13 protein-coding genes are annotated in these 18250 nt (G+C 41.5%); 5 read left to right on the top strand and 8 right to left on the bottom strand.

What is annotated here, in order from left to right; genetic code table 11:
- Positions 1-59: 59 nt before the first annotated feature.
- The 3 genes from ACGHEH_RS06255 (at position 60) to ACGHEH_RS06245 (ending at position 1769) form a co-directional block, all read left to right on the top strand.
- On the top strand, positions 60-254 hold the full coding sequence (locus ACGHEH_RS06255; RefSeq protein WP_390442973.1) for a hypothetical protein: 195 nt from the start codon (positions 60-62) through the stop codon (positions 252-254).
- A 126-nt stretch (positions 255-380) separates the two neighbouring features.
- Positions 381-1277 (top strand): hypothetical protein, encoded by an 897-nt coding sequence (locus ACGHEH_RS06250; RefSeq protein ID WP_390442970.1) that lies wholly within the window; start codon positions 381-383, stop codon positions 1275-1277.
- 9 nt (positions 1278-1286) lie between these two features.
- Positions 1287-1769: a hypothetical protein gene (locus tag ACGHEH_RS06245; protein ID WP_390442969.1), complete on the top strand. Its 483-nt coding sequence runs from the start codon at positions 1287-1289 to the stop codon at positions 1767-1769.
- A 323-nt stretch (positions 1770-2092) separates the two neighbouring features.
- On the opposite strand, the gene ACGHEH_RS06240 is transcribed toward ACGHEH_RS06245, so the two are convergent.
- From ACGHEH_RS06240 to ACGHEH_RS06230, 3 genes are all read right to left on the bottom strand, one after another.
- Entirely contained in the window at positions 2093-3340 is a 1248-nt protein-coding gene (locus ACGHEH_RS06240; RefSeq protein WP_390442965.1) for a glutamate-5-semialdehyde dehydrogenase, read from the bottom strand.
- Between the two features lie 179 nt (positions 3341-3519).
- On the bottom strand, positions 3520-5019 hold the full coding sequence (locus tag ACGHEH_RS06235; protein WP_390442962.1) for a tryptophan halogenase family protein: 1500 nt from the start codon (positions 5017-5019) through the stop codon (positions 3520-3522).
- A 73-nt stretch (positions 5020-5092) separates the two neighbouring features.
- Complete coding sequence (locus ACGHEH_RS06230) at positions 5093-7888, bottom strand: TonB-dependent receptor (RefSeq protein ID WP_390442960.1); 2796 nt, start codon at positions 7886-7888, stop codon at positions 5093-5095.
- A 288-nt stretch (positions 7889-8176) separates the two neighbouring features.
- Here ACGHEH_RS06230 and pulA point away from each other — a divergent pair, with 288 nt between their 5' ends.
- Both pulA and zapE read left to right on the top strand, forming a co-directional pair.
- Positions 8177-10975 carry a pullulanase-type alpha-1,6-glucosidase gene (pulA, locus tag ACGHEH_RS06225; RefSeq protein ID WP_390442958.1) on the top strand — a complete coding sequence of 933 codons (2799 nt, stop codon included), beginning with the start codon at positions 8177-8179 and terminating at the stop codon, positions 10973-10975.
- 469 nt (positions 10976-11444) lie between these two features.
- A complete protein-coding gene (gene zapE / locus ACGHEH_RS06220; protein ID WP_390442956.1) occupies positions 11445-12524 on the top strand; it encodes a cell division protein ZapE in 1080 nt (359 codons plus the stop codon).
- Positions 12525-12639: 115 nt separating this feature from the next.
- Here the strand turns inward: zapE and ACGHEH_RS06215 are convergent, their stop codons facing one another.
- From ACGHEH_RS06215 to ACGHEH_RS06195, 5 genes are all read right to left on the bottom strand, one after another.
- Positions 12640-14934 (bottom strand): collagenase, encoded by a 2295-nt coding sequence (locus ACGHEH_RS06215; protein ID WP_390442953.1) that lies wholly within the window; start codon positions 14932-14934, stop codon positions 12640-12642.
- A 299-nt stretch (positions 14935-15233) separates the two neighbouring features.
- Positions 15234-15977: a DUF3307 domain-containing protein gene (locus tag ACGHEH_RS06210; RefSeq protein WP_390442951.1), complete on the bottom strand. Its 744-nt coding sequence runs from the start codon at positions 15975-15977 to the stop codon at positions 15234-15236.
- Between the two features lies 1 nt (position 15978).
- Positions 15979-16608, bottom strand: a complete 630-nt coding sequence (locus ACGHEH_RS06205) for a hypothetical protein (RefSeq protein ID WP_390442948.1) — start codon at positions 16606-16608, stop codon at positions 15979-15981.
- Between the two features lie 115 nt (positions 16609-16723).
- Positions 16724-17824, bottom strand: coding sequence for a hypothetical protein (locus tag ACGHEH_RS06200; RefSeq protein WP_390442946.1), 1101 nt, complete (start codon positions 17822-17824; stop codon positions 16724-16726).
- A 69-nt stretch (positions 17825-17893) separates the two neighbouring features.
- Positions 17894-18061 carry a DUF2986 domain-containing protein gene (locus ACGHEH_RS06195; protein ID WP_083496681.1) on the bottom strand — a complete coding sequence of 56 codons (168 nt, stop codon included), beginning with the start codon at positions 18059-18061 and terminating at the stop codon, positions 17894-17896.
- Positions 18062-18250 lie beyond the last annotated feature (189 nt).

Below are 18250 nucleotides of genomic sequence, written 5' to 3'. Positions count from 1 at the left end.
AGAATGAGCCTCTATTTAAACATTAATTTATTGATGCAGTTAATTTAGAAAAATCAGCCTTGTTCGATGTGCCTTGGGTAGACGTGACAGAGCTAGACAACGTTGTAGTGCATATTAAGGCTTATGAGACCGAGTTTAACAGCGACCAAGGTGAGCAAAGAGCCATTCAAATTAAACTCAGAAAATTGTTATTTGGCCAGTCTTTACTCACTGAAGACCAAATGTTTACTCAGCTATCTGAGTTTGGTGATTAAATTGCCATTTAACCAAAGCGGTTACGGCGATTAACCCCAATACCAAACAGCTGTGGTTTGTACCCATTAAAAGCGCTGATGATTAACAAAAGGGGGCAATGCCCCTTTTTTTAAAAAGGTAAAAATATGAAAATTTGCCAACAAACTGGGCAAGAACAGTTACAACGCTTAAAAGTCGGTGTTGATTTACAAAGGCCGTTAAATTACCTGAGAAACAATGAGGGTAATAGAAAAAACTGTGCTTCAAGCCTGAATAACAGCTACAGAAAACTGGCTCTTTATGCGTGTTTTATAGAACAAGATCTAGATACCATGCGCCAATATGCGTATTTTTCGGCAAAGTCGGATATTTTGCGTTTCCAGTGTCGACCCGGAGATGGCAACTGGCTGTTTCCACTCTTTGAGGTATTGCTCAGTGATAATGCTGAGCTATTACATTGGTATAGGCAACATGTGTTGCCAGTGTATAACACCCATCAAAAGTGGATTAATCGAAATAGAGTTGGCACCACTGAATTCCAAGCGTTTCAAGACCTGTTAGCCGCGCAGCAAAAGTTCGACTTACTAGGTGAGCGTGCTGAATATATTTTGGCAAATCCACCAGGTAAAACCATGAAGCGCTTTCAAACCGACAATGCCTTTTATTTGGCTCTAGCTAAGGGTAATAAAACAGAAATGGAAAGTGCACTGCAAACGCTGTGCAGCTTAAAAGTAGCGCAAAACCGCAACGGCGCAGATGGTATCATTGGCTCAGAGCACTTTATGTCGGCTGCTGCGTTTTACTACGGTAAGTTGGCTAGATTGGCGGGCTACGAACTAGATGTTGATATGCCGCTTTATCCCGCTCATTTAATAGAAGTTAACCCATTAGCTGACTATACGCGGGGCGAAGTTGATGTGTTGGCTGAGCTAGACATATATCAAACATTCGATGGTGAGTTTGCCCCTTTTACACCCAAGCCACAAGGTGAATATAACTTAGACATTACACTGAATTCAAAACCCATGGAAAAGCTTCCCTAGGAAATTTTAATGACAATTTATGATAATTTAAAAGACAAGCAAGCAGTTCAAGCAGATGAGCAACCATCTGAAGCGCTATCTTTACCAATGAATGAATTTTCAACTGATGCTGTTAAACGTTCAGGCCTCTTTGAAAGCATTGCATCAAGGCAAGGTTTAACTATCCTCCCCGGCAGGTTTGGCGGTGAATATAACAACGATATGGTTGCCATTGGTGAGAACGGCGATGACTTTATTTTGTTATTTGGCTTAAAAACAGTCGAAGAGGGGCGAGATATTCAACTCGATAGAATGGCCATAGGCCCGTTTCTTCAAGGCTCATCTGAATGGTTGAAATTAATTGTTTATTCTATGGAACTTTATGACGAGCTAGATGCAACCTTAATGGCTAAGTTTAAAGAACATGTTGAAAATAAAACTATATCTTTAAACCTTTTATATTTAGATCTTGATGAAAAACAAATGAACATACTACCACTGGCTATTCAGTAAAGGCTTAAGTTGACCACTATTTCTGGTCAGGCGTTTTCTATGTGGATCTAAAAAGCTTACATAATCGCTTACATGGCCGCTATTTTACTATACGAACGGTACTAAGGTGGCTTGCTCACACCGTTAGATAACCCTGGTGTTTATTAGGCCCTGAAACAAGTTCAGGGTGACTAACAGGTTAAGGGTGACTAACAGGTTCATGATATGGTGTGTAATCGTTCTGTGAGTCTGATTTTTATTTCGCGCAAAAAAAGCGCGGGGTGAACCCGCGCCTACAGATTTAGAAACTTTGATAATTCCTTTATAGGGAAGGTAGTACCCAATTAATCTCTCACCTGACCTGTACCATTCACTAAATACTTTTCAGTGGTTAATGACTCCAAGCCCATCGGACCGTATGAATGTAGCTTAGTCGTTGCGATACCAATTTCTGCACCTAGACCTAACTGACCGCCGTCGCTGAAACGTGATGACGCATTGACCATGACCACAGATGCATCAACACTGCGTTGGAACAGCGTGGCTGTTTCTTGGTTTGTGGTACAGATCACTTCAGTATGATGACTACCAAATTGGTCGATGTGGTCGATTGCACCTGCAAAATCGTCTACTACGCGAATTGCAATTTCTAGCGCTAAATACTCTTCACCAAATTCGTCATCGTTTAATACAGTGACGTCGTCAAAGTACTTTGCAGCATGTTTACAGGCATTCACTTTCACGTTGGCAGCACGCAAAATAGGCGCAACTTGGTTTAAGAATTTATCAGCGATGTCTTTATGAACCACTAATCCTTCTAGGGCATTACATACGCCAGTTCGCTGAGTTTTACCGTTCAATAGCAGCGCTTCTGCGATGTTTAAATCGGCGTCTTTATCAACATATAAATGACACACGCCTTTAAAATGTTGAATGACAGGCACGGTACTGTTTTCGGTCACAAAGTTGATAAGCCCCTCACCGCCGCGTGGAATAATTAGGTCGATGTACTCTTTTTGTTGCATCAACTCCATCATTAAACCGCGATCAGGGTCGGGTACGACGGTAATAAGTGCTTCAGGCAGATTAAACTCAGCTAAAATCTTGTGCATGACCTTAGCAATGGCCATTGAGCTGGCTAGCGCCTCTTTACCGCCGCGTAAGATCACGCCATTACCTGATTTAAAGCACAGTGCGCCCGCATCCGCGGTAACATTTGGGCGAGCTTCATAAATCATACATACCACGCCTAGAGGAATACGCATCTTATTGATTTCGATGCCATTTGGTCGGGTGCCCATGCTGCGTGTTTGGCCCACAGGGTCATCTAACGACACGATGGTTTCTATGCCTTGTGCCATGTCTTCGATGCGTGCGGGTGTTAGGGTTAGGCGATCAATCATTGCGGGGCTTAATTCATTTTGTTTGGCATGGGTTAGGTCGGTTTGGTTTGCCACAAGGATCTGATCGGTTTCGGCACGCAGCGCATGTGCCATAGCTTGTAATACTTGGTTTTTTTGCTCTGTTGTGAGAAGTGCTAGTACTTTGGCTGCCTTAGCTGCCTGTTGTGATAATAATTGAATTAAACCCATGTTATTTTCTCCTAAATAATTGACCAAACCGATTACATACTAACGTTATATCGGTTCGAATTTAAACCACTAATGGCTTGGCAATGAAGAAAATTCACATACTTTGTTAGCATGTGTTTTTAGTAGGTACAAACAGCCTGAAAGTTTAATCATCAGGCTGCATAATAAAGCGTGTGGGATTATTTGAATTGCATTAAAAAGTCTTGGTGAGTAGGCATATTTTCGACGGTTTTATCGACCAGCGTTCGTAAGCTTTCCATCATATCTTCGATTTGTTCATCACTTAACCCATCAACAAGTGGGTGAGTATCGGTTGGCGTAATACCTTGCCCGAGCATGACTTGTTGCCAAGCGATTTCGGTAAATAAATCGTTTGGCTCGCAGTGCACTTTGCCTGTTTGTTTAAATAGCTCAATTTTAGTTTTCAGCGTGTTGGGAATGTCCATTTGCTGACACTGTCGCCAAAACGCGCTATCAGTTCGAGCATTTAACTTGTAATGCAAAATAATAAAGTCGCGAATGCCTTCAATTTCAATTTTGCACAAGCGGTTAAACTCATCGACTAAGGTTTGGCTAATGCCGTTGTGCGGGAAGAACTTGAGTAAACGCGTTGCCACACTTTGCACAAGATGAATATTGGTTGATTCTAATGGCTCTAAAAAGCCACTTGATAGACCAATGCTGATGACGTTTTTATTCCAGACTTTTCTGCGACGACCAGTTCTAAATTTTATAATTCTTGGGTCACTTAATGGTTTGCCCGGCAGATTACCCAGTAGTGTTTGTTTTGCTTCTTCGTCGCTCATGTGCTTAGAGCTATACACCAAGCCATTTCCTGTTCTGTGTTGCAGTGGTATCTGCCACTGCCAGCCAACATGATGGGCAATAGAGCGCGTATAAGGCACAACGGTTTCAGCATTTTCACTCGGGATGGCCACAGCGCGATCGCAAGGTAACCAATGTGACCAATCATCGTAACCAGTACTGAGTGTTTTTTCGATGAGTAGGGCATGCATGCCAGTACAGTCTATAAATAAATTACCATTGAGCTGTGTGTCATCATCAAGTAACAAGCTTTCGATAAAACCCGTTTCGTTGTTTTGATTAACTTGCTTTACCGTACCAATAACATGGTTAACCCCATGCTGCTTGCCATGTTCCGTTAAAAACTTGGCGTATAATCCTGCATCAAAATGATACGCATAGGCAATGCCCGGCAGGTTAGTGTTAGGAAGATGTTTGAGCTTCTGGAACTTGTTGTGCTTAGCGGCTTGGTAGTTAAGTGAGAAATCCCAATAAGATAGGTCATCGACTTGTTCATTTTTGTTTTGCTGTTTTAACCAAAAGTGATGAAAGTCACAGAATGGGAAGTTTTTACCTATGCTGCCAAAGGCATGCATATAGTTATGTTCAGGCCTTAGCCAATTTTCGAACTGAATGCCAAGCTTAATGGTGGCTTTGGAAGCCTGCATAAATGCGTGTTCATTGACCCCAATGGCTTGATTGAATTGCATAATAGGCGGAATAGTCGCTTCGCCAACACCGACAGTTGCAATGTCATTTGACTCAAGTAGAGTCACGTTAATGCTTTTGCCTAGCACCCTTGCGAGTAAGTTTGCAGTCATCCAGCCTGCTGTACCACCTCCAACTATGACGACATCATTAATTTTGTTTTGCATGTTTACTCCCAAAAAAGCCCTTGGATTTTCATCGCAAGGGCTATCATATCTAACTTAGCTTTATCACGCTCGTTTAGAACTTATATGCGAAGCCTAACGAGTAGTTACGACCATAATCTTGGTAATCACGTACCTGTAACGCATTGTCACCGCTTAGTGTCGTGAATGGTTCTTCAGTCAAGTTGTAACCCTGTAGGAATACAGATAGACCTTCTAGATCTTTGAAGCCACCTTCGCCAAAGTCATAGCCAATTTGTGCATCCCAAATTGTTTCACCCATGATGTCTACTTGAACGGCTTTATAACCAATACCATTTATATCACCTTTGAAGTCATCACGTTTACGCATGCTAGCACGTGCTGAGAAACCGTGATTCTCATAGTAGAAAGTGAATGTTGAAATGCTTTCGGACAGACCTGGCAACTTATATTCAAAACCTTCAGGGCTCTTTAAGTCTGACTTAACACCTGTGTAGCTGGCAATAATACCAAACCCGTCTAATGACTCAGAGAATACATTCAGTGGTAATGTTCCTGATAGCTCATAGCCCCATAAAGTACCTTCACTACCGTTTACTTTACCATTAGCGATACCATTCGAGTATGGTGGAATTTCACCATCCTTAGGGTTTGCAACACCTGTCATATCAACTTCATAACTATCGTCGAATGGCCAGTTAGAAATGTCTTTATGGAATAATGCAACAGCGAAATAACCTTCACTGCTGAAGTAGTTTTCATAAGTTAAATCTAGGCCAAATGCTTCTTTTGGTTCAAGTTTAGCGTTACCACCGCTGATTACCCAATAGTAACCATTTTCATCTGGCTTTTCATTGTAAGTCGCACCGAATGAAGCATTCATGTCGTCAAGGCGCGCACGAGAAATAGTCTTTGCTGCACCAAAACGTAACGTTTGGTCGTCATCAAGCTTTAACGTTAAGTTTAAGCTAGGCAAAAGGTGGCTGTAATCGTGGCTGATATCGGTGGATGCTACGACTACTTCGCCTTTTTCATTAATTGATGTTGCGTTACCTTGAGATGATTGTTCTGAACGCACATAGCGCAGACCTACATTACCACTTAGTGGCATGTCAGCAAATTCAGTGTCGATATCTGCTTTTACAAATAAAGAAGTGACTTGTTCGCGTACTGTCCAACTTCTTATTTTGTGAGATGTGTCATTTTTACTTTCTTTTAGGCCATAGTAATAACCATCGCGAATAAGGGCGTTTACATCATAAGCGACCATTTGGCCCATGCCAATGAAATCTAAGTCGGCATTTCCTAAACGGTATTGCTCAGGTACGACCATCATGCCTGTGTTACTTGGGTAGCTGAAGCTAGAAAGCGTTAAGAAATAACCCTCTGATAGTTTCGCTTTTTCGCGGTCACGGTATGAGATACCAGCAGACACAGCTGAGATAAAATCGTTCTCAATGGCTTGGGTAGCAGCAAATTTAAGAGATTTAAGTTCATCATCTACTTCTGGTGTATTAATAAAGCCGTCTTGTAGCTGGTTTTCGAATTCAGTGCCTTTAACACCATAGGCATCATTGAGTGGACCACTCCAACCCCAACTTAGAGGACCGCCCAATTGAATTAGGTCGTAGTCAGAGTAGTTAAGGTTGTGATCGAATTTAGCACCTGTGTTGCCGCCATCAAACGTGTAAGTTAGCGTGTCTGCTTCACCTCGAGAATCACCTCGGCCAGTACCTGCGTAACTTTCGATACCGATGATTTTTCTCTCAACTTTTGAGTAGCTAACGTCGAAATCTAAGTGTAAGTCTTCATTTACATCCCATTTTGTGTTGAAGCCTAATGACTTCATTTCAGCATCACGTTCGTTGTAGTCGTTACGCACTACAACACGCTGGCCCGTGGTTGTGCCAGAAGTAATAAAGCCTGACGCATCATCTACTGAGTTTGCGCTTACAGTACCTTGACCCCATGCAAATGGAATTTCAATACCACGTAATCTTTGCTTGTCTAAGAAATCTACATATAGCGCATCGAATGTCATACGCACGTCATCACGCGGTGCTGCTTCTAGTACGAACATCATTGAATCACGTTCAAGCTCAGATGAGCGAACGTATGGTTTAGCACCACCTAGAATAGAGTATTTTTTTCCGTCTTGTTCAAACTCAGGGTAACCCCATGCATTCCAGCGTTTTTCTTGGTTTGGCGAGCTCATAGTATTAAGAGCAAATGCCACACCGATTGTGTCATCAGCGAATTTGTCTAGGTAGAAGAATGTCGCTTTATGGCCCTTGTTTTCACCGTCTGGGTTTAGCTTTTCAAAACTGGTTTTTTCAATAACACCATTAACTTGAATAATACGACCATCTTGGTCCAATGGCTTGATTGTTTGTAGGTTGACTGTACCTGCAATACCTTCACCTTCGATACTTGCATCTGGTGTTTTGTAAACGGTTACGCCGCTCATGATCTCAGATGGGTAAAGGTCAAATTCAGCGCCACGGTTGTCGCTGATAGAAACTTGTTCGCGGCCATTTAACGTGGTGCCGCTTTCATTTTCACCGAAACCACGGATAGAAATCTTACTTGCACGGCCATCTAAACGCTGTGTAGCAAGACCTGGCAAGCGAGATAAAGATTCTGCGATCGAAGAGTCAGGTAGTTTACCGATGTCTTCGGCTGAAATGGTTTCAACGACACTAGTAGAAAAACGTTTAGCGTTGATTGATTCAACTAGCGAGCGGCGGAAACCTTTTACTTCTATTACTTCAACGTCTTGCTGTGCTTTGTTTTCGGCATCTTGTGCTGCAGCAAACATTGGTGCACTCATTGCAGCAAAGCCGCTTGCTAAAAGTGCCAAAGTCACTTTGCTTGGTTTTAGTTTTTGCATTTGTTTTATCCCCGTTGCCATAGGTGTTCGGTTATACCGTTAACATGCCAAACTTTATAGTAACTTGTGTAATCGTTCGGTCATGCCAACATGTTATGGGTTGTCGGAGCTTAATATATAGCCGTGTTGTGTTGATGAATAGTTAATGCATACGTATTCATAATGATGAGTTTAGTTAATAAGTTCTGAATACGTATGCAAAGACTGTCTATTTGGTTGTGTCAAATATAGAGCATTCAGTACCTTATAAATGAGTTGAATATCGTTTTGTAAATACGAGGTATAGCAATGCGCAAAGTAAAAAAATCTTTGGGTTTACTTCTGAAAATAACAACAATCCCACTATTAGCATCACTTAGCGCTTGCCAAATCGTTGCTTCATCACAAGCAGAAATGCGCCAAGCAGAGCAAAAAACAACACAAGCTATATATGCAGCGCACTGGTTAACGTCAGAATTAGTATTGATTGACCCTTCGATCAAGGCGCTTAGCTTAGAGCTAAAAACTACCTTACTTGAAGGACAAATGTCACAGCTAGCGACATTAACGGCTATTGAGTTGCCTAATTGGGTTGCAGCTAGTTATCCTCATTTAGCTGATTTTAAGGCATATAAAGTTGCACTTACTAATCTAAAAGCGAAAAACTGGGCGAAAGGGCAGGTCAGTGTCGTAGATAGCAAAGGTGAGCTAGTGAGCTTTGTACAGCAAGGGGAGCTATTAGATTCACTTTATACTCTAACGGCGAATGATGCTAATGAAGTGTCTGATCTAGGGGCAACCGTACTTGCAGATTCTGTGCAATTTAAGCTGTGGGCACCTACAGCGCAAAAAGTATCTCTACTAGCATTTGGTAATAGTCTTCACAATCCCGCTAATAAAATTGCCATGCAGGAAGATAAAAACACCGGCGTCTGGCAGGTAAATACGGACAATATCGCAGCGCTTGATTATTACCAGTATGAAATCACCGTTTATCATCCAGAAACGAAAAAAGTCGAAACAATCGTTACTACTGACCCTTATGCATTGAGTTTGTCCACAAACAGTACTCATGCACAAGTTGTTGACTTGGACAACAAAGTCACACAGCCAACTGGGTGGGCAAGTCATTCGGTGCCAAGCATCAATAAGCCTGAAGATAACATATTATACGAGACTCATATTCGCGATTTTAGTGCCAGTGATAAAGCGCTGAGTAACAGTGCTTGGCGTGGTAAATATCTTGCTTTTACCGATATGAACTCAGATGGCATGAAGCACTTAACGGCACTGAGAGATGCGGGTTTAAATAACATCCATCTGCTGCCGACTTATGATTTAGGCAGTATCAACGAAGATGCTGCAACTGTCATTGGTCATACCTCTAGCATGCAGTTTGTGTGCAAGCAGTTGCCTGAGCTAGACGAGTGTCAATACTCTTGGGATAAAGACACACGAGTAGTCGATGTATTAAATAGCTACCCAACAGACTCAGCTAAAGCGCAAAAGCTTGTTAGTGCCCTTCGTCAATTTGATAACTATAACTGGGGGTATGATCCCTTTCACTATACAGTGCCTGAGGGCAGTTATGCGACAGATTCGATGGGGGTAACGCGTATTGTTGAATTTAGAAAAATGGTACAACACCTTCATTCGATGGGCTTTCGTGTGATCATGGATGTGGTGTACAACCATACTCATCAATTTGGTTTGGCGAAAAATTCCGTGCTCGACAAAATTGTGCCGGGATACTACCACCGTTTAAATCCAACAACAGGCATTGTTGAGCAATCAACTTGCTATACCTGTGGTAACACTGCAACTGAGCGCACCATGATGGCAAAGCTGATGAATGATTCATTAGTGACTTGGGCCCGTGATTACAAGATTGATGGCTTTAGATTCGACTTAATGGGGCACCAGCCAAAAACCGAAATGCTACAAGCGCGAGAGCTAGTACGTGAAGTTGATCCAGATACTTACTTTTACGGTGAAGGTTGGAACTTTGGTGAAGTAGCCAATAATGTACAATTTGTTCAAGCTAGCCAATTAGAGCTAGGAGGCACTGAGATTGGCACATTTAGCGATCGTCTTCGTGATGCAGTTCGAGGCCCTGGCAACAATACCCGTGACACGCAAGGTGTGGGTAATGGTCTGCTAACATTACCTAACGAGTTACAAACTGACGCACAAAGCAAACAACGTTATTTTGTGGCGATGGATCAAGTGCGCATCGGTATGGCGGGTAATCTCGCTGAATATAACTTAGCAAATAAATACAATGGGTTAGATAAGCGTTTAGGTAAAGAGGTGCCTTATGGTGACCAACCTACTGGTTATGCGTTTGACCCGGCAGACACCATTAATTATGTGTCTAAGCATGATAACCAAACACTATGGGATAACAGTCAGTACCGTCTAGCGTTTGATTTAACTGCCGCTGAGCGTGTGCGTTTACATGCACAAAGCATGAGTTATGTAATGTATGGCCAAGGTATTCCGTTTATTCATATGGGGTCTGAGCTATTACGTTCAAAGTCATTTTTACGAGATAGCTATGATTATGGTGATTGGTTTAATGCCACAGACTTTGCAGGGCAAAACAATAACTTTAATGTAGGTCTACCTCCTGCCGATAAAGACAAAGATAACTGGCCTTTAATCAAAACGGTACTTGCAGGTCACCAAGATCGTGATGATGTAAATACAGCAGATATTCAATTGGCAAAAGGCATGTTTATCGATATGCTGAAAATCAGAAATAGCTCTGAGTTATTCCGTCTCGCAACCGCAGATCAAGTTCAGCAAAAAGTCCAATTTTTAAATACGCAAAAATCAGTGAATGATAAAAATCATCAATCAGGTTTAATTGTTATGCAGTTAGATGATACTCAGGGAGAGGCTGTAGATAACAAATTTTCGCGTATTTTGGTGATCTTCAACGCTAATGATGAACAAAATTCATTCAAAGTTGTCGGAAGTCAAGATTACCAGTTACATCCAGTGCTAAAACAGGGTCATGACCCTGTGGTCAAAGAGACAAAAATTACAGCAGAGGGAATTGATGTACCGGCACTGAGCACGGTGGTCTTAGTCAAGTATAAGTAAAACGACCTATACTTTACTGGACTTTTAGTGATTTCATCTATACTGGTTAAATTACTGAGAGTAAAGGTATTCAATTCCCCTTGAATACGAATCTAAAAGCGCCGGCTGCCCCCGGCGCTTTTTTTTTTTTTAATAATAACAATCCGCAATAACACTTAATCATTTTGAGGGATTAAACCTGATGATAGCTGCGTTAAAGGTTTCTCATTTACGACTGCATGGATGCAGAAGGTTGGGCAATGCAGGAGCAATTGCCGAGAACAACTAAATAACGAAATATTTGCCTTGCCTACATGGATGTAGGTACCTCAGCGATAGCAGGACGCGTGAGCGGTGCTACCAACAAGGTTTTCTTGCCTCAAAATAGACCACTTAGTTAAGCGGTTTGGTATAAATCAAAATAGTCTTATCTTCTTAGCAAAACCTGTAAAATACACGATAGACTATCTTTATTCTGTTTCGCTATAGTATGACAACTCTCTCTGACAGTTACTTTTCACAAATTCATTCTCAAAAGCTGACTCAAGATCCTGCCCAAATTATCGCGTTGAATGCCTTAGATACGTTGGCGAATGCACTTGAACAGGGCAAGCCATGTCAAAGTTTGTATTTATATGGCCCAGTTGGGCGAGGCAAAACCATGCTGATGGATTTGTTCTTTGCACATTTGTCGGGGGTGACCAAGCAAAGACTTCATTTTCATCACTTTATGGCGCAAGTGCATAAAGCACTTAACGCACTTCAAGGCACGCTTAACCCTTTACAGCAAGTTGCGAAAGACTGGGCCAGCAAAGCCAAGGTACTGTGCTTTGATGAGTTTTTTGTCACTGACATTGGTGATGCCATGATCATGGCAAGACTGTTTGAAGCCTTATTTAAAGAAGATGTGATACTGGTAACGACTTCAAATGCTCACCCGGAGCAGCTTTATCATAATGGTTTAGCAAGAGAGCGTTTTTTGCCGACCATACATTTATTACTTTTGAAGTGTGAAGTCATTAATGTGGCAGGAGAGGTTGATCATCGTTTTGCTTATGGTGCGAATTACACCCATTTCTTTGTGCAGGATCAGGCAGGGTTTTTAACTCAATTTGAACGCGCTCATGGTGTGTTAGAAACGAAAAAAATCGAGATATGCCGCAGAGAAGTCGAAGTATTAGGTAAAAGTGAGCACGGCTACTTGTTTGACTTTATGGCGTTGTGTTCAACCCCAAGAGCAACTGCAGATTACATCGAGCTGGCACAAAATCACCGGGTTATATTTATTAGCAAAGTGCCAAAAATGGGCGCTGAACTAGATGAAAAGCGAGTAGTTCAAGGTATAGAAGACGGTTATCAACGTGCGCATTCAAGCATTCAAAATGCCCGTTTTGACGATGAAGCACGACGTCTTATTGCGCTGGTTGACGAGTGTTACGAACAGCATTGTTTATTGGTGATTGATGCACAGTGTGATTTAAGCGAGTTATATGTGGGAGAGCAGTTAGCTTTTGCTTTTGAGAGAACCAAAAGTCGTTTAGTAGAAATGCAGAGCTGGTCATTTGATTAAACATGATCAGGGTATGCAACACTTGAGTTGTCAGAAAAGAACATCCTTGTTTCTTTTGATTTGTGTGAGTCACCTATTTGCAAGTGACTCAAAGTAGGTCTGTGTTCAAAAGGCGTTACTCTTTAAATAAGCTTTCATCAATCACATAAATGTTACTGCTGTCATTTAGGTCGAGCACGCCATAACATTGGCCATCACTGCCCATCAGTGCCATACGGTCGCCTACAACCCAGTTACTATTAGCGTAACTGTCGCCAAATTCGAGCGTGCCATAGTTACCATAATATAAAGACCCATCACTGTTGTTGACCCATGCCAGTGTCACTGGTGTGTCAGACTGGTTATGTACTGCAAATTCAGGCGCATTGTTACTTTGTCTAGAATATGTGGTGAGTAATTCACAGCTACCAATATCAGCTGTTGCGACAGGAATAGGGGCTTCGCTAACGGCATCTTTTACAAACTCAGCATCTACTTCAAAGCTATTATCAGTATCGTTGACGATGGCAACCCCTAAACAGTTACCCGCAGCATCGCCTAACATCATACGATCGCCAACCACCCAATTATCCGCGTTGAATGTTTCACCTGCTGCTAATGTATGGAATGCAGAGCTTGGCTGAGTACCCGAGTAGTTGTTGATCCAATAAAGCTGAACATCTTTGTCAGAGCTATTATTGACGGTGAAGCCTTCAATCTGCTGCCGGCTGCGGCCATAGGTTTCAACTAAATTACAGCTGCCCAATATGCCTTTTTCTGGCCAGTGAGGCAGGTATGGTTCGACAGGTGTGATCAGTGGCATAGGTGCTGGTAAATCTACAGTACAGTCCGTGCCCGTACATGCCGTTAAATATAGGTCTAAAATATCTGCGCCAGCGAAATCAGAGCCTACTGTGACAAAGTAAGTGCCTAGTTCTGGTGTTTCAAGCGAACAAGATTCTTCATTGGATGACTCTGTGGTTGAGCTGCAAAGCACAGTCTGATCTATAGCTGGGTGTGCAGGTGAGTCTTTGCTCACCCAAAGGTCCACGTTGGTCGAGCCACCAGACGTTTTGAAGGTTAACGCAGGTGTCTCTTCTGATAGAGTGACACTATATACCCAGCCACCACGCCCGTTAATTGGCATCGCTTCACCTAAGGTTAAAGGTTGTGCGCTTGCTTTAAAGTTGTCAACCAAGGTCTTTGTGCGCCATGTTTTAAAGCTTTCTTCATAGGCTGTTGAAAACTCTGCTAACTGTGCACTCACCGTGTCCCATTCACCAGCGCGCATATTCGCGATGAGTGTTTTAACTTCACCTGGGTGCTGCTCAATCATGTAAGCGACGGCTAAAGTGCCCCAATCATAAAAAGAGCTGTAGCTAATGGTAGGAGTTGTAATATCGCTGAGCGAATAACTTGTTTCTTGATTAGCATCGAGTAACATTTGATATGGGCGCTGGTAATAAGTGCCTACATATTCAGCTAACCCTTCGGTCCACCATCCTAAGTCGCCGTTATAACCACCTTCTTTGTTATATCGGCCATCAAGCGCGTGTACATACTCATGAGCGAGTGACCGCACAACTGAGCGGCCGCCGCTCCACTCTAGGGCATTAAAAGTAAGGATGGTTGAGTCGTGATACCATTCAGTAGGTGCAGTTTCAAAATAAATACCACTGCTGTTATCTGAGTCCCATAAGTGTTCAACCCAGCTCATATGATTCGATAGACTTGCAAAGATATTTATATTGGTGATTTCGTTTAAGTCATTCGGTACAGGTACGCCAGTATCCGCTGACAGCTTGTCATTAAGTACTGTCTCGAAACGAGCTTTGGTTTCTATCAAGGTGTCACAAATACGCTTTCTTGCCTCTTCATTCATCGTTTCTTGAATGCGAACTTGTACCATATCAGCACATAATTCGCTGCTAGCAAAAAGCGAAGTCGTTGCGAATAAAGTTGCATCATTTACAGCCGAGTCTTCATAAGCGTCAATGAGAATGTTGTATCGACCCGGCTGAGGGTTATCGATTATGCAAGTTTCATGGCTATTTGGGCTATTGAAAGACACACAGTCAAATACAGGGGCGTCGCCTGTTTCAGGGAGGCCTTCGTATTTAATGTAAACATCAGGATCACCCAAGTCTAAGCCAGCTTCGCCACGACCTAAACTTATTAATAAGCTCGGTGCTGCTTCTTTTAGATCGATGTAATAGCCAATAGGCTCTGATGTTGAAAGGCCTTTCTTAACGATATCTAAGGTTAAGCTCGGCTCTTCAGCGTATGGAAAGCTGCTTTCACTTGAGCTTTCATTGCCTGATTCAGAATCAGAATGTTCTTCTTTAAGCACTTCTGGTTGACTACTATCACTCCCATTACAGCCTGTTAATGCTAAAGCGATACACAAGCTAAGTAATCTTTTCTTATTCATTTTTACTCTCTTTTTTGTTGTTTTTTAGTACTTGATATTAAAGAGGGATAACTTTTTAACATGAATAATATATATTGTATACAGTTTGTTTTTTCTTTTGACTTTCCAGCATATCTTTTGTTGCTTACACAAGGTTGAATTGTTGTTGAGAAATAAAGGTATTTTTAAATGGGGTATTAAAGCTGAAGCAGAATGTATATGGGCTGTTTCATTGTTGAGAAAATATGTACTTTCTATGAAAGCTCTTAATGAAAGACTCTTAATAGAAAGCACATAATTTTCAGGTCTAGTCTGATAAGTTATATGAAAAGCTTGATTACTCCAGCCACACTTAATGTAACTAAAATACTCACAAGCGTGCCTAGCATCACATATTCAGTGAGCTTTCTGTCTTTACTTGCGGTTAAATCGCCAAAACGAAATACAGATTTAGCCGCTAAAATAAAGCCAACAGCCGCCCAGCTATCAATAAGAATACAAGTTAGTAAAAGCACTCGCTCAAGTTGCCCGATTAAATTCCCCGCTTGCGGTAAGCTCTCTTCTTCATTTCCCATGTATGCCCAGCGCTCAAGTAGCATTCTGATCATCACAGAGGCAGGGGTCAGTATCAATAAATAGCCAAGCCCAATGATGAGGTTACTTGGTATGCTTATGAATAAAAGTAACTGATCACTTATATGGAGTGGCTCAGATAAATTAAAGGTTATGAGTAAAATGACTAACAAATGCGCGAGTTGGTCGAGCAAAAACGGTATCACTCCCTTACTCGAATATGATTTACCGATATCAATTAAATAGTGGCTAACAGTCAAAAGCGTCGCATAACCAAAAGCTGCACCATTAACCCCAAAGTCATAGTTGTGTTGCCATACTGCCAGTGCAATAAAGGCTAGTACACCATGCACTAAACTATGCCAAACGACTTTAGTTGATTTAAAGTGCCGATTATTTCTGTCATGCACCCAACTCATGGGTTGCAGATAAAAATCGGCGATAACATGACCAATGACCAGCCATAATAAAAGTGTTTGCCATTCAGCCATATTACGTCTCCTTGCTGAAAATATAAGACTCGCTCAATGTGATAAACGCATCAATTAAGGTGTAGTTGGCTAAATTCAGCAATTTTGTCACATTCGCCCGGCTTGTATTGAGTTGTTCTGCAAGCTGCGCATGCTCAGGTTTATTTTGTTGTAGATATAAAAGTAGTGCTTGGGCTTGTTTACGGCTTAATTTACCCAGCAATAGATCTATAAATTGAATATTCAGTAAAAAGCTCTCGTCGCAGACATTGTTATAGACGAAGCGTTGATGCTTGATATTATCAAGACCATGGCCGGCTTTTACCAGCGCTTCACCCGTTGCGGTGGCAAGCCCCCCTTGTGATAACTTAATTTGTCCTTGGGCGAGACTCACTTTTACTTCTAAACCTTGTTGTATAAAGAATAGCCTTATCGCAATGGCCTGTTTGAATAAGGCTTTTGCTTCTGGTAGCGCTATTTGAAAGCTATCACCACGGAAAATATGAAACTCTGCGCCAAATTCTGCTCTTAAAGCGCTCAGGTAATACTTTAATTGAGCAAGTAATTGCTCATACTGACTTTGAGTGAGCGATTGTGAACTCACAATGTCGGCGGTGATCACACCCATATAGTTTTCTTGTGAAATCGGCATAATAAGTAACTAAATTGAGTAACTTGATTTAATGTAACTTAATTTGGTTACTTGTTCAAATGTAACCGTTTTGGGTTACTCTTTGGTGTTCAATTTAACTGACACCACACGGAGTTTAAAGTTGGTTATTCGCTTCAAGTACCCACACGTTCACAATGGGGTTCTCTTTTTTATAGCTGATTTTGATATCGAGGAGTTGCCCTGAGACCTGCTCATTGACTGTCATTTTACTTTTCGAGAGAAAATAAAATCCATCGTTAAATGACAAGGTACTGTTATTTTCAATGGCGATACCTTTGATTTTAGCTAACTCTATTAAGGCGTCTTTAATAGCTAACTCTATGGCTGTACTGAGTAATAAATCTGACGAGATAGCTCCACCATGACCAAAACTACCTTGGATCAAACTGCGGTCTTGGTAAACAGCTTGAGATTGCCAATTATCTTCTAATTCGATTGAGTTTATGGGCAATACAAAATTACCGATCAACGTGCCATGATACTCACAGAGTTCATTTAAAATCATACCATGATGCTGGTCCGCCTTTGCTTTCACATTACTTTGCTGATTGAAACTGACAGTGTGTCGATTTGAGTTGGTGTCCGAAGATTGACTGATAAATTCTGTTGCATGTACTTGGCTATTACTCAGTAGATTAGCGATTAAGTTGGCATTTTGTTGCGCCATTGAAAGTTGCTGATGCGGTGTGCTGGTATAAAAGCTTACGCCAGTAATGGTGTTTGCTTGCTCATCACATAGCCATGTTGGATTACATTGCTTAAATTGGCACGTGGATAAACTCGTGAGGGTTTGCTGTTGGCTCAAGGCAAATGCATCTTGCTCTAATGTTGCGTAACTATAAATAACTCCTTGATAGAAAAACTCGGGCATAAAACGCACTGTGTTTCCTGAAGGTAACTTCAGCTTAGCAGTGCTTGCGAGTTGCTTGGCATCTATCTCTGTTATAGCGAATTGATGGTGGTTTTGTAATTTGACTAAGGCCGCTTTTCTACTGCCAGCGACATTAACTCTACCTAGGCTGTCATACTTTGCTGCTGCACCAATGAATCCAATGGTTTGATTATGAACCGGTTTGATAAACCAGTGGGGCGCACGATTGGTCTGTTGTTTTTTTAGCCCTAAAGTGGTGTTACAACCTGAGGTAGATGCAAGTGTGATAAGTAAAAGGGTAAAAGAAAAGAGATTAAACTTCATTGTGCTATTTGTCCTTAAAAAGCAGCATAAAACGTATTTTAATTAGGACATATTAAACATGAATGACTGCTAATCGCAAATTTCTGTTGAACTGTCAGTTTGAGCTTGTTGTTCGGCTTCTAACTTGGCACGTTCAGCTTTAGAAATGTACTTTGGTTTATTGCTCTTATGCAATTTTTCATTTGCTTTTTTGTCTTTCTTCTTTAGTTTTTCGTAGATTTTCTTACGTCTATTCATAGTAGGGGCGTATGAAGCCAATCTCGTTAAATTAATGAAGCGCTATTTTAATACCAACCCTCAATAATACTCAATCATTTTGAGGGACTAAAACTAACGCTAGCTTTGTTAAAAGTTTCTTATTTAGAATAACTAAACAGCAAAATTTTTGCCGTGCTATCGAGCAGTTTTCCTTGCCTCAAAAAGAGC

It is taken from the genome of Pseudoalteromonas sp. MTN2-4, assembly GCF_042848605.1.
Classification (GTDB): Bacteria; Pseudomonadota; Gammaproteobacteria; order Enterobacterales; family Alteromonadaceae; genus Pseudoalteromonas.
This window is presented reverse-complemented; position numbering and strand designations above follow the sequence as displayed.

What these genes read in the sequence shown, in the direction of transcription:
- ACGHEH_RS06195 (WP_083496681.1), bottom strand. Translation starts at nt 18,061, where the DNA reads ATGAATAGACGTAAGAAAATCTACGAAAAACTAAAGAAGAAAGACAAA.
- ACGHEH_RS06200 (WP_390442946.1), bottom strand. Translation starts at nt 17,824, where the DNA reads ATGAAGTTTAATCTCTTTTCTTTTACCCTTTTACTTATCACACTTGCA.
- ACGHEH_RS06240 (WP_390442965.1), bottom strand. Translation starts at nt 3,340, where the DNA reads ATGGGTTTAATTCAATTATTATCACAACAGGCAGCTAAGGCAGCCAAA.
- ACGHEH_RS06230 (WP_390442960.1), bottom strand. Translation starts at nt 7,888, where the DNA reads ATGCAAAAACTAAAACCAAGCAAAGTGACTTTGGCACTTTTAGCAAGC.
- zapE (WP_390442956.1), top strand. Translation starts at nt 11,445, where the DNA reads ATGACAACTCTCTCTGACAGTTACTTTTCACAAATTCATTCTCAAAAG.
- ACGHEH_RS06210 (WP_390442951.1), bottom strand. Translation starts at nt 15,977, where the DNA reads ATGGCTGAATGGCAAACACTTTTATTATGGCTGGTCATTGGTCATGTT.
- ACGHEH_RS06235 (WP_390442962.1), bottom strand. Translation starts at nt 5,019, where the DNA reads ATGCAAAACAAAATTAATGATGTCGTCATAGTTGGAGGTGGTACAGCA.
- pulA (WP_390442958.1), top strand. Translation starts at nt 8,177, where the DNA reads ATGCGCAAAGTAAAAAAATCTTTGGGTTTACTTCTGAAAATAACAACA.
- ACGHEH_RS06250 (WP_390442970.1), top strand. Translation starts at nt 381, where the DNA reads ATGAAAATTTGCCAACAAACTGGGCAAGAACAGTTACAACGCTTAAAA.
- ACGHEH_RS06215 (WP_390442953.1), bottom strand. Translation starts at nt 14,934, where the DNA reads ATGAATAAGAAAAGATTACTTAGCTTGTGTATCGCTTTAGCATTAACA.
- ACGHEH_RS06245 (WP_390442969.1), top strand. Translation starts at nt 1,287, where the DNA reads ATGACAATTTATGATAATTTAAAAGACAAGCAAGCAGTTCAAGCAGAT.
- ACGHEH_RS06205 (WP_390442948.1), bottom strand. Translation starts at nt 16,608, where the DNA reads ATGCCGATTTCACAAGAAAACTATATGGGTGTGATCACCGCCGACATT.